Consider the following 12,474-nt stretch of genomic DNA (forward strand, 5'->3'; position numbering starts at 1 on the left):
CATGATAAAGAAAATAAGTATGGGGGCTCTCCTCCTATTCAACTTGACTTCTTGTATCGGCTACAAAAATGCAACGCCTGAGAAGATTGAAGAGTTAAAAAACACGAGCGCAATAAAGGCGAATGTTGAAATATCTGATAAATGGATTCAGGAACAAGGACAGAACCAACCGGCTTTTTCCTATGCGTGGATGAACGAACTACTCACTCCAGAACTGGAAGCATTAATCAAAGAAGGGCTTGCCCACAATGCGGATATTATCATCTCCAAAGAAAAACTGAATCAAGTTGAATTAGCAATGGATATCGCCGGAAGTAGCCTTTATCCAAGTGTTAATGCATTAGCAAATACAGGAAACAATCTTGTCAGTGGAAGCCACATTGGAAAGTTGCAATTAAAAGCCAACTGGGAACTTGATCTCTGGGGAAAAAATAAATCTGCGGAAATGGCAAGTGTAAGCCAATACTTTTCGGCGACGTTTCAGCAAAAAATGCTGGAACAGTCCATTGGAGGGATGATTGCTAAGGCATATTACCTGAATATTGCAGGCCAGTATCAAGAACAAAAGATCAGCGAGTATATTAGGAAAACCGAAGACTTAAAAAGGATTTTAACTGTTCAGAATAAAGTTGGAACGGCAAACGCCATCGATTTGTCCAACATAGAAAGCGAGTCTATTCTACTGAGCTCTTACTTGGAGAAAATCAAAAATGCGAATTCGCAATCAAGAAGAAGTTTAGAAATGCTCTGTGGAAAATACCCCGAGGGTTTGATAAAAGTAAGTGCGAAATTTTCGGCCTTACAACAGGATATCCCGACAAATTTTCCGCTCAATGTTTTGGAAAAGAGAGCCGATATTATGGCACAGCAATTTCAAATAGAATCCAGTTTCTATGAAATTCAGGAAGCAAAAGCCGCACGACTACCTGCTATTAACATCAGTGCTGCATTTGGAGCTGCGGAAACAAATGTTGAAGGGATCAGCAATCTGTTTTCCAATCCATTGATAAAAGTTGGTGGTGGTCTAACAACCCCTATTTTTAACGGTGGGAAACTAAAAAAGAATGTAGAAGTAAAAACCTCACAACAAAAACAAGCTGTTGAGCAGTATGCAAAATCAGTGCTATTAGCTTTTAACGAGGTGGAATCTGCCTTAGCAAATTTAGGTTCAATCGACAAGCAAGAGGTTTTCCAGCAACGGGCAATTTATTCGTTGGAGAAAAATATAGATTTAACAAAAAAACAGATCAATGTCGGCAGCAGCAACAGTTTCACGCTACTCCAAAAACAAAGAGACCTGGTAAAAAGAGAAATGAACACTATCGATCTCCATCTCCAACAGCGCATTGAAAGGATCAACCTTTACATGGCACTGGGAGCAAATGGACTTGCTAATTTTTAAATAACTCAAGTTCTAAACAGTAAAAGCTAATCAAAAGATTAGCTTTTTTTGTTTAAATCATTGATTTGATAATTTTAATAACTTTTTTAATGATCTGCATTATTTAAGCCTCTTATTTCATAGTATCTTCGAGATAGAGCTTCCCATTTGATAGCTCAAGTTTAAACGCTTTATTTTAAAGATTAACCACATGAAAAATTTACTATTATTGGGTCTGTCCCTATTTGAGATTCTTGTATGTACCGTTGTTATAGTAATCATTTATCTGCTGTTTTTGACATTCTTCGGAAAGAGACGAGAATAATTCTGTATTATCTATATTAGTCGCATCAATTTTTAATACAATACCTTATTTCTTGTGTTGGTATACATGTTCAACAATGCTCTTCCATATCTTATTATTATAAGCATTCATCTTTGAGATGGTATCGACATCACTTATGATAATAATTTGGGTATCAACACCATCCACGGGTTGAATACTTTTACCTTCCTCCGAAGACCGAAATTCTGCTAAATTGATTTGAGCTGTCAGGTCTTTCCAATCTTTGGGCACTGTTTTCTTATGATATTCTGAATTATCTGCTGGATTAGCCGCAACAGTTAGTCTATAATGTGTGGAGTCCCTATCTATCAACATACGCGAGTGAGAACCCAGTTGCCCTCCTGTATTGATGACTTCAATAGATTTTATTACCACATCTTTCATAACTCCATGCGAATTTGAGGTCTTGTTCTTTGTTTCAGTACAGCCGATCAAAAACAAGGATAAAATAACTAATTTATACATTTTTCAAAATTTAAACTATTATACAAGGTCAAATTGTTTATAAATAAAGATAGGGCATTTTTATTTCTTGTCTAGTCACAATCCTATATCTGTCAGCGATCAGTTATCATTCGTTGTGTAAGAATCATTATTACATACACATAATTAGAACCATAGTCAGATAATAAAGTTTGCCTATCAACTTTTTCACTCACCTAACAATATACTTATAAGAAGTGTTTGTGAACTGCTCAGTATTCGCACTGTTAGAAAGGTTTCTGATATGATAAAATCTGATCCATGTCAAACAAGAAAATGAGACTAATCAGCGGGAATTTGATATGATTTGACGGCATTCTGATCGGTTATTTTTCTAATTTCATCAACTTCATAAAATAGCAAGTTACTGACGATAATCGAACTTAAATTCCATATCCAACAAGCAATGAACCAAAGTAGTCTTTCTACAAAATCCCATTACCCTATCCTGGATGGATTGCGTGGTGTCGCGGCCATCATCGTTGTCACCTTCCACTTGACTGAACCTTTAGGAACCGGACATCTGGACATCCTAGTCAACCATGGTTATCTCGCCGTTGATTTTTTCTTTCTCTTGTCCGGTTTTGTCATTGGTTATGCCTATGATGACCGTTGGCAGAAGATGAGTGTCGGTACCTTTTTAAAACGCCGAATCGAGCGACTTCAGCCCATGGTTATATTAGGGATGACCCTTGGTGCTGTTGGATTCTATTTTACAGATTCAACTATCTGGCCACTTATTCATACTGTCCCCCTGTGGAAAATGTTGCTGGTGATGCTTATTGGTTATACCATATTACCCATCCCCCTCTCTTTGGATATTCGTGGCTGGCAAGAAATGCATCCTCTTAATAGTGTGGGCTGGTCGTTATTTTTTGAATATATTGCCAATATCCTCTATGCGATTGGCATTCGAAAGCTATCAAAAACCGCCCTCACCATTTTGGTGCTGATCTCGGCCGTCGCGCTAGCCCATCTAGCCATTACAAGCCCTAATGGGGATGTCAGTGGTGGTTGGACACTCAATATGGAACAACTACGCATCGGCTTTACCCGGACCATGTATCCATTCTTTGCCGGTTTATTACTTTCAAGGGTAACCAAAGCCACTCGAATAAAGTATGCCTTTTTGTACTGTAGCCTCTTGCTCGCCATAGTATTGTATATGCCTCGCATTGGTGGTGCAGAAAATCTTTGGATGAATGGAGTCTACGAATCAATCTGTATAATCATTATTTTCCCCCTTATTGTTTACTTGGGAACCAGCGGAACAACACAGACACAAAGAGAGTACAAGATTTGCAAATTCCTTGGCGATATCTCCTACCCACTCTATCTCGTCCACTACCCAATTGTTTATTTTTACGTCGCCTGGATCAGTAATCATCAAGGGATGACCCTCGCGCAGGCTTGGCCCTATGCGTTGCTCATCTTAATTGTCAGTATATTATTAGCCTATATAAGTCTGAAATGGTATGATGAACCCCTTCGCAGATGGTTAAAAAATCGTAGATCTTCCAAGACACAGTAATGAAGATTCCAAGCATAACTTCTGGCATAAAAAGGTAGATATTTTTTAGAAAGATTTTAGTTGAAATTTTAATATTAAATTTAATAAACAATACAATATCAAAACTGGGAATACCTTTATGCTGTGTTTACTTTACCCTCCTATAAATAGGAGGATAAATTTCACGATTTATCTGTATTGTAATAATTGAAAATACTTAATACGTTTGTTAACGTGTTAAAATCAGTCTTTTTAAATCATTGAAAAGCATACAATTAAAATACCTCAGATGAAGAAACTGCTTTTCCAATTTACCTTAACAATACTACTGCTATCCCCGGTATATGGCCAAGATACCAATGCTATAGATAGTTTAAGAAATGAATTTACGGCAGCAAAATCCGATACTGCCAAGCTATCGCTCTCCAATAAGCTTGCTCGGGAATATTTTATCCGGGGGGACAGCATTACAGCATTCAAATATGGATACACATCGCTCGCTCTTGCTCGAAAAACTAAGGTTCGACTGTATCAAGCAAAGGGTAACCAGATCATGGGTTATCTGCATACCATATTGATTCATATGGATAGCGCAAAATATTACAATAATCAGGTTATCCAAATCCTAAAAGATGCAAAATCAACGGAAGAAATACGGGTTGTTGCTTATGCCAAAAATAACCTGGCTGCTAACTACCAAGTCACTGGACAGCTCAAAAAAACGGCCGAACTTCTCATCGAAAATTTGCCAAGATTCGAAAAGATCAAAGACAATAAACTCTACCAAGTCACTTTAGAAAATATCGCTGTCACATTTAACGAATTGGAGGATTTTGAAAAAGCGACCTTTTATCTTAAAAAGGGAATTGAGTTTCTAAATAAAAATAATTTTGATGCCGAGCATAAAATTGGCAATTACCTTACAGGCGCTTTGATTACCTACGGACAGAATAATCTTGTGCTGATGAAAACCTACCTCGATCAAGTAAAGTCTTACCTCGATGAGGTGGGCGTTACCTCATTATATTCAGGTCGATATTATGCTTATTTGACCTGGTATTACGTCAAAAAAAAGGATTTAAAAAAATCAAGAGAAGCACTCGCACAAGCAGAAAAGTCACTCAAGCATCTGGAGAGCCGCACCAATTATTACGATTTTTACAATTCACAATATGAGGTTGCCAAATTGGCCGGGGACCATCAGTGTGCTTTGAAAGCTTCGCATATTTTATTTGACATGGCAAAGGAAGATAACCGAGCTTCTATTGCTGCAAGACACGCAAAGGACATTGCCCTTTTGGCCGGCAAACTCGGTGATTACAAGACGGCCTATACCTTTCAGCAACGATACTCCGCTATTTCGGATAGCACGAAATTTGAAAATATGGAGGTTGAAATCCATGATCTGGAAATCAATTATCAAACTGCCGAAAAAGAGAAACGTATTGCACTATTGGAAAATGAGCAACGGGAAGCTGCATTAAAAAGTAAAAACCAAGTTTTACTGAATCTGGTTTTGGGTATTGGTGCCCTTACTTTCCTATTGGTCATGTTGTTTCTTTTCTATGTATTGAGGACAAATAAAAAGAATAATAAAAAACGCTTGGAGGAAATCGGTCGGGATCAAGAGCTTAAGATATCACAAGCACTACTTGAAGGTGAAGATCGCGAACGTATACGTATCGCTCGTGATTTACATGATGGTATTGGAGGAACATTGAGTGGAATAAAACTAAAACTTTCAGATCCAGCAGCAGATAAAGAATTGATGGTCCAAAAGGCAAATGAGCAACTTGGTGTCGCCATTGGGGAGCTGAGAAGAACCGCACGGGGAATGATGCCCGAAAGTCTGTTAAAAAATGGGCTTGAAACTGCACTACATGACCTATGCGCGGACCTGATAAGCTCCGAAGTACAGATTGAATTTCAATCCAGTGGTTTATTGGCAGATCTTTCCATGAATAATACGGTTCATATCTACCGTATAGTACAAGAATTATTGACCAATGCGATCAAGCATGGTAAGGCAAAAAATATTCTGGTGCAACTTATTCAGGAAGGAGACACGATCTTGATTACTGTAGATGACAATGGTAAAGGATTTGACCTAGCAAAAATGTCAAACGTAACAGGTATAGGTCTTAAAAATATTCAGAATCGCGTTGACTTTCTCAAAGGGAAGTTGTCAATTGATAGTGATCCGGGAAATGGTACCTCCGTAAATATTGAGATTTATGTACGATAGAGAATTGATAATAGCTATACTAGATGATCATCCAATGGTATTGGATGGTATCCAAGAAATTATCAGGAGAAACATCGCCAATGCAACCGTCATCGGTTTTCCGAGTATTATGCAATTTAACGACTTTATCAGGGTCAAGCCAGTGGATCTCCTTTTGGTGGACATGTTTCTCAGCGATGGACGTGGAATTGATGTCTGTAAAGAGGTTAAAGAAAAGTTCCCTACGGTTCGTGTATTGGGAATGAGCAGCGCACTCGAAAGAAGTACGATCGTTGAACTTCTGCAACAGGGAGGATCGGGTTTTATTCTAAAAAATACCGAGGCTTCTGCGATCCTGGAAGCGATTGAAAAAGTGATGCGCGGTGAGATTGTCTTAAGCCCTGAAGCAGATAATTTATTAAATCGCTCTGTAGACAATCCAAGTCCGCTACCTACCCTAACCAGACGTGAACGAGAGCTATTGCGCTACCTGGTTCAAGGGAAAACAATAGCTGAAATTGCAGACATCTTGTTTTTAAGCAACTCAACGATAGACACCTATTGCAAATACCTGCTGCAGAAATTTAAAGTAAGCAATACGACTGAGTTGTTAACCCTCGTTTCCAGAGAAAGTATATTATAAAAATTCTTGGGGATTATTATTGTCACCTTACTTCCCTATCTATTCGTTGCCGTATAGTTTAAATCAAAAATTATGATAGTCTTTTTAACTCAATCTAGATTGACGAAGGTTATCGGGTAATAAATTAACCATTATCCACTGGATAGAAGATGTATGTATCGGTCGTAAAATATCCAAAGATTGACTTGCGGTAACAATCCTTACTTCGCACCGGTGATCAGAGGACCAACCGATGCGAAAAGCGAGGAGCAATAAATGCATAGCATGCATTTGTGATTATTTACAACTAGCGTTATTGAATCAAATATCCACCATCCACGGGTAGATAAACACCTGTACAGAAACTGGCGTCATTTGATGCTAAAAACAAAACCGCCCGTGCAATTTCTTCAGGTTTCCCTAACCTTTTCATAGCATGTTTGGATTCCATTATTGATTTGTAATCTGCCCCCCCTGTTGCATTGTCCATCAACAAAGGTGTTTCTATATAACCGGGTCCAATTGCATTGACACGGATGTTATTAACACCGTTTTCCAGAGCTGCGACTTTTGTAAGCCCTACCAAGGCATGTTTCGATGAAGCATAAGCGGCAATTCCAATTTCTGCTACCTGACTCATGATAGAGCCGATATTAATAATAGAACCTCCTGACGCTTGTGTACGCATTTGTGCTATCTGAAATTTCATGCCATAGAAAACACCGTTAAGGTTAATGTTAATAACCCGATTCCACTCCTCGAGCGATTTCTCATGGATGGGTGCTGCATCAACAACTCCAGCATTATTAACAGCTATGTCAAGACTCCCAAACGAAGCTATTGTATCTGAAATTGCGTTTTCTACTGCTGTCGGATCCGACACATTGCAGGCAACAAACCTCACTTCACCTCCCGCTTTAAGAACCTCATCTAGTGTCTCCTGATTTCGTTGTAGATCAGCTATCATTACCTTAGCTCCCTCCCTAGCCATTAATAGTGCTATTGCTTTGCCTATCCCAGAGTTTCCCCCTGTTATAAAGGCTACTTTATTTTCAAATCTTTTCATTATTAATTTATCTAATTTTTTTACCCGTATATATTTATTCCAATTTTAATGATGGTACATTTTGCTAGCTTGATTATAGCTAAAGCGTTAATTTGATTTTGCTCATATACGATGAAAATCTACAGGTAATACAAGCTCATTTGACATTTGAATCAACTTATTTTATTGTGATACAAAACCTCCATCTATCACTAATTCCGCACCTGTTACGTATTTAGCTTCGTCTGACGCAAGGTATAGTATACCATAAGCAATATCAATCGCCTCTGCTACGTATGGCGGTAAAGGTATTGGGCCTGTTCCCGAAACTTGTTCTTCAGAAAATCCACCATCTCGAAGGCCCTTTAACATCATTGGAGTCAATACGCCTCCTGGATATATAGAATTGCACCGAATTTTATCTTTTGCGAAATGCTGAGCGGTGTGCCTACTGAGTGAACGGACTGAACCTTTGGATGCACTATATGCCGCCGCTCCTGCATCGGCATTCATACCACCCACCAAAGCGGCAATAGATGCTACATTGACAATTGAACCACCGCCATTTTTTTGTAAATAGGGCAATACGGCCTTTGTTCCCAAGAAAACTCCTGTGGAATTTATCGACATCAATTTGTTCCAAGAGTCTAATGTGGTTCCCAATATACCGGCATCAGCTGAGTGAATAGCCGCATTATTAATCAAAATATCAATACGACCAAAGCTTTCTATTGTATCTGTAACCAGTCTATACCAGTTTTCCTCCAAACTCACATCCAATTTCTCGGTTTTTATCTTTCCAGAATCCTGTAGGGAAGTCAGTTCTTCTTTTAATAGTTCCTCTTGAATATCTGCTGCTATCACGATCGCCCCATGCTGATGAAATAATTTTGCTGTTGCCAATCCAATACCACTCGCTGCTCCTGTTATTATTGCTACTTTATTTTCTAATCTATTCATTGTCATATAATTTAAATCAAAAACCTTTATAATCTCTTCTGCCGCGGTATGGGAAGAAAGCTTATTGAATTGTAAACCCTGTATAACCATTTTTTACCACCTCATCACATTTAGCGATATAATTTGGCATCCCGCCGATATAGGGCATAAATACCCTCGGCTTACCAGGTACATTGGCACCTACATACCAGGAGTCCCCTCTTGAAACAAAAAGTGGTTTAGCAACCTCAATACAATGTTGTACCCATTCGTCTTCATCTTCCAGCTTAGCTTCTATGGTCGTTTTACCCTTTTCTTTCATATAATTGATACAGGCACTGACCCACTCGACATGTTGCTCTATCGCTAAAACCATATTACAGAAAACTGAGGGGCTCCCCGCTCCTGCGATCATAAACATATTCGGGAAATTATTCGTCATTAATCCCAGATAGGTCCTCGGTCCCGTCATCCATTTTTCTTTCAATACCTGTCCTTCACGACCAACAATATCGATCTTGTTGATAGCGCCGGTCATGGCGTCGAAACCCGTCGCACATACAATAGCATCAAACGCGTAATCGTTGGCATTCGTCCTTATCCCCTGTTCATAGAATTCAATGATCGGTTCATTATTAACATCGACAATTTCCACGTTATCCCGATTAAATGTCTGATAATAATTGGTATCGATAACGGGTCTGCGGTCAGCATAATGTGGAGATTTGGGTATGAGTGCTGCCGCTTTTTTAGGATCATCGACAAGTGTCCATATCCGCTCATTTAGGTATTCGCGCAAGCGCAAATCTGTCGTTTCATCGTACTGAATATCTGGGAAATTTGTAACAAATCCCAACCCTGTCCCAAGGTATTTATCCTCCATCATTTGATGCACTTCCTCTTTGGAGTAGGAGCCTAATGTCCTTTCCGACTGTCTTGGTATATCGCTGAGTACATCCGTCACGGATTCAACAGTAGGATTTGTGTTAAACAGGATACCGCCCCAGGTTTCCCTTGCTTTCCTTCTTATCCGTGGATAATTATCCTTCACAGCCTGAGTAAAGTCGGGCGTCAGCGCCTGATTTCCAGCAGGAAGCGTGTAATTGGAATCTTTTATAAAAACAGTGAGCTGTGCGGCATCTTCTGCTATGACAGGGATGGACTGTATACCAGAAGAACCCGTTCCGATGACCGCCACTCGCTTGCCTTTAAAATCTACTGGTGTAGTAGGCCAGCCTCCCGTGTGGTAAAATTCCCCCTTAAAATCCGCCATATTCTTAAAGCTCGGTAACCGGGGAACAGATAGATTTCCTGTTGCCAAAATAAAATAGTTCGCCTCGAACAGTTTTCCATCATCAGTCTGCACCAACCATATATTGCCCTTTTCGACATAGTGCGCCTTTACCACCCTTGTGTTAAATAGGATATCTTTCCGTACATCAAATCGATCCGCCACATGCTGAATATATTTTAAGATTTCTGGCTGTGGAGCATATTTTTCAGACCAAGTCCACTCTTTCTCCAGATCTTTCGAAAAGGAATAGCTGTACTCAACACTAGGTACATCACAGCGAGCACCTGGATATCGATTCCAATACCAGGTACCGCCAACATCCTGCCCTGCTTCAACTGTTTGAACCGATAATCCGTTTTCACGAAACTGATGCGTAAGGTACACACCGGCAAAACCAGCACCAACAACCAATACATCTATTTTTTTTGCATCTACTCTCTTCATATTATTCTTATTTTGTTGAATTATCACCGACCACCTCATTCAATATTACACTGCCAATCAGCTGTTGTACCGCTCTACTTACAGGAGAAAAATCAACCCAGGTAAAAAAACCATGCATCTGATCCTCAAACCTTTTAAACGTTACCGAGACTCCTGCTTTGATCAATTTCCCGGCATAGTCTTCACCCTCCTGGCGTAAGGGATCATGTCCTGCAGTAATTAATACTGTCTTTGGAAGCCCCTTCAGATCTTCAGCATAGATTGGTGATACATAAGGTTCTTTGCGTTTACTCGGATCCGGAACATATTGATCCCAAAACCAGATCATGTCTTTTTTGGAAATAATAAGTTGATGTCCGTATGTATTATAGGTGTTATTTTCAAAGTCGTCCCCCATAACCGGACAGACCAATATTTGACAGGCTATTTTAGGACCACCTAGCTCTTTAGCTTTCAATACTGTAACCGCAGCAAGGTTTCCACCGGCACTTTCTCCACATACAATCAACGGCAGACGTCCCCCTGCGATGGATTCCATGTTTTTATCGACCCATCGTACCGCCTGATAGGCATCATTCGCAGGAACAGGATGGGGATACTCTGGGGCTTTCCGGTAATCAACAACCGCAACAATACTATGCGTTATTTCGGACAAATAGGTCGCATAAGAAAGATATGCAGAGGCTTTGCCAACAACCCATCCTCCACCATGAAATAATACAATTATTGAAACAGCTTTTTTGGATGGATCAATAATAAAAACATCAATCTCCCCTCCTAAAACTGGAATTGATTCTTTGCGAATTGATTTCATTACTGGATCCTCCGCTTGACCCGACGAGTTAGAATCATAAATTATCCGTGCCTGTTTGGCCGTACATTTATGAAATGGTATTGCCCCGAATTCTTTCATTTGAGACAAAAAATTTTGAGAAATTTCATCTAAGTCCATCATATTTAAATTTATGTTCATTACAAATTGAAGGAAATTATCTCTTCACAGTTTGACCTTTTCTCAGCAATTTTTGATCTTTTATAACACTATTTGTCTACTCATATTTTTTTGTTAATTTTAAACAACGTGTAAATAACGGGTCTGATATTCATCTTCTAATAGTCAATGTCTATGAAAAATTCCAAGAAAATTCCTTCGATGAAAATGGATGATTTCATGAATACATTCATGAATCGCTGGAAAGCAAAAGGATTTTTCATCAATAGTCAGGATATTAGTACCACCTTCCACTTTGCCCCATTTCGTTTTGATTATTATGCATTGGGTATCTGCACTTCCGGATATGCGAAGATTATGATCAATGGGGAAGAATTCCATTATGACAAAGATTCGTTCGCACTTCTACTACCAAATACTGTTTCAGAGGTCTTGGAAGTTTCGCCAGATTATACGGCAATGAGTGTATACTTTGAAAAGGAATTTCTCCTGACAGATACCAATACCTATCAATTGGACAGATACCAGTTATTGAATCAGCAGGGCATTCCCTGTATAAAAATTGCGGATCAGGAAACAAACCTTATCATTGAATATATTGAAAGGCTAAGATCCAAGATGGAAGATTTAGGTCATCTTTTCAGAGACTCAATTATAAGAAGCCAAATTATCAGTTTAATCAATGAGCTTGAACATATCTATCTTTCGAACTACATTGATCATCATAGGATTTCCCCTCAGCTCGGCAAAGAAAAATTATTAGCTGATTTTAAAGGGCTATTACATAAACATGTAAAAAAAGAGCATCATACCTCTTTCTACGCAGATTCTCTGCATGTAAGTACCAAATACCTCAATGAACTTTTGAAGGAAACTACTGGAAAAACCACAAAATCTTTAATTAATGAGGCGCTGCTAACAGAAGCGAAAATTCTCCTAAAGACTGGTCGTTTTAATGTATCGGAAGTCGCGAATATCTTAGAATATGATAATCTGGAAGTTTTTAGCCGTTTCTTTAAGAAAGGTACAGGGATAAGCCCGCTAAAATTTAAAAACGCTTAAAATATATCCCAAAGACGAATACTATTCCTGTCATCTGGTAGACCATAAACCCAAACGAGCGAGGAATATCACAAAAACGCAAACGCGGAGAACATCCAGCTGGCCACCCCTAATTTTACAGATTATTCTGTGTATATTAACAAATAACGGCTATCTTCATGTGAGAGCTACA

At 39.0% G+C, this 12,474-nt stretch carries 10 protein-coding genes; 5 read left to right on the forward strand and 5 right to left on the reverse strand.

Translation table 11 applies throughout. The features are described from left to right. Position 1 precedes the first annotated feature (1 nt). Positions 2–1,402 carry a TolC family protein gene (locus DFQ12_RS05615; RefSeq protein ID WP_120258000.1) on the forward strand — a complete coding sequence of 467 codons (1,401 nt, stop codon included), beginning with the start codon at positions 2–4 and terminating at the stop codon, positions 1,400–1,402. A 349-nt stretch (positions 1,403–1,751) separates the two neighbouring features. Here DFQ12_RS05615 and DFQ12_RS05620 read toward each other — a convergent pair whose 3' ends face one another. After that, on the reverse strand, positions 1,752–2,192 hold the full coding sequence (locus DFQ12_RS05620) for a hypothetical protein (RefSeq protein WP_120258001.1): 441 nt from the start codon (positions 2,190–2,192) through the stop codon (positions 1,752–1,754). Between the two features lie 424 nt (positions 2,193–2,616). Here DFQ12_RS05620 and DFQ12_RS05625 point away from each other — a divergent pair, with 424 nt between their 5' ends. From DFQ12_RS05625 to DFQ12_RS05635, 3 genes are all read left to right on the forward strand, one after another. Continuing rightward, positions 2,617–3,741 carry an acyltransferase family protein gene (locus DFQ12_RS05625; protein WP_120258002.1) on the forward strand — a complete coding sequence of 375 codons (1,125 nt, stop codon included), beginning with the start codon at positions 2,617–2,619 and terminating at the stop codon, positions 3,739–3,741. 268 nt (positions 3,742–4,009) lie between these two features. After that, a complete protein-coding gene (locus tag DFQ12_RS05630; protein WP_120258003.1) occupies positions 4,010–5,965 on the forward strand; it encodes a sensor histidine kinase in 1,956 nt (651 codons plus the stop codon). Next, positions 5,955–6,587, forward strand: a complete 633-nt coding sequence (locus DFQ12_RS05635; protein WP_120258004.1) for a response regulator — start codon at positions 5,955–5,957, stop codon at positions 6,585–6,587. The genes DFQ12_RS05630 and DFQ12_RS05635 overlap by 11 nt, the downstream gene beginning before the upstream one ends. 292 nt (positions 6,588–6,879) lie before the next feature. Here the strand turns inward: DFQ12_RS05635 and DFQ12_RS05640 are convergent, their stop codons facing one another. The 4 genes from DFQ12_RS05640 to DFQ12_RS05655 all read right to left on the reverse strand — a co-directional run bounded on the left by DFQ12_RS05640 (position 6,880) and on the right by DFQ12_RS05655 (position 11,243). Further along, positions 6,880–7,632 carry an SDR family NAD(P)-dependent oxidoreductase gene (locus DFQ12_RS05640; RefSeq protein ID WP_120258005.1) on the reverse strand — a complete coding sequence of 251 codons (753 nt, stop codon included), beginning with the start codon at positions 7,630–7,632 and terminating at the stop codon, positions 6,880–6,882. A 162-nt stretch (positions 7,633–7,794) separates the two neighbouring features. Continuing rightward, complete coding sequence (locus DFQ12_RS05645; RefSeq protein WP_120259242.1) at positions 7,795–8,571, reverse strand: SDR family NAD(P)-dependent oxidoreductase; 777 nt, start codon at positions 8,569–8,571, stop codon at positions 7,795–7,797. 61 nt (positions 8,572–8,632) lie between these two features. Continuing rightward, positions 8,633–10,288 (reverse strand): flavin-containing monooxygenase, encoded by a 1,656-nt coding sequence (locus DFQ12_RS05650; protein WP_120259243.1) that lies wholly within the window; start codon positions 10,286–10,288, stop codon positions 8,633–8,635. Positions 10,289–10,295: 7 nt separating this feature from the next. Next, complete coding sequence (locus DFQ12_RS05655) at positions 10,296–11,243, reverse strand: alpha/beta hydrolase (protein WP_167457195.1); 948 nt, start codon at positions 11,241–11,243, stop codon at positions 10,296–10,298. Positions 11,244–11,414: 171 nt separating this feature from the next. Between DFQ12_RS05655 and DFQ12_RS05660 the strand changes: the two genes are divergently transcribed. Beyond that, a complete protein-coding gene (locus DFQ12_RS05660) occupies positions 11,415–12,302 on the forward strand; it encodes a helix-turn-helix domain-containing protein (protein ID WP_167457196.1) in 888 nt (295 codons plus the stop codon). The last annotated feature ends 172 nt before the right edge of the window (positions 12,303–12,474 follow it).

Source organism: Sphingobacterium detergens (assembly GCF_003610355.1).
Taxonomy (GTDB): domain Bacteria; phylum Bacteroidota; class Bacteroidia; order Sphingobacteriales; family Sphingobacteriaceae; genus Sphingobacterium; species Sphingobacterium detergens.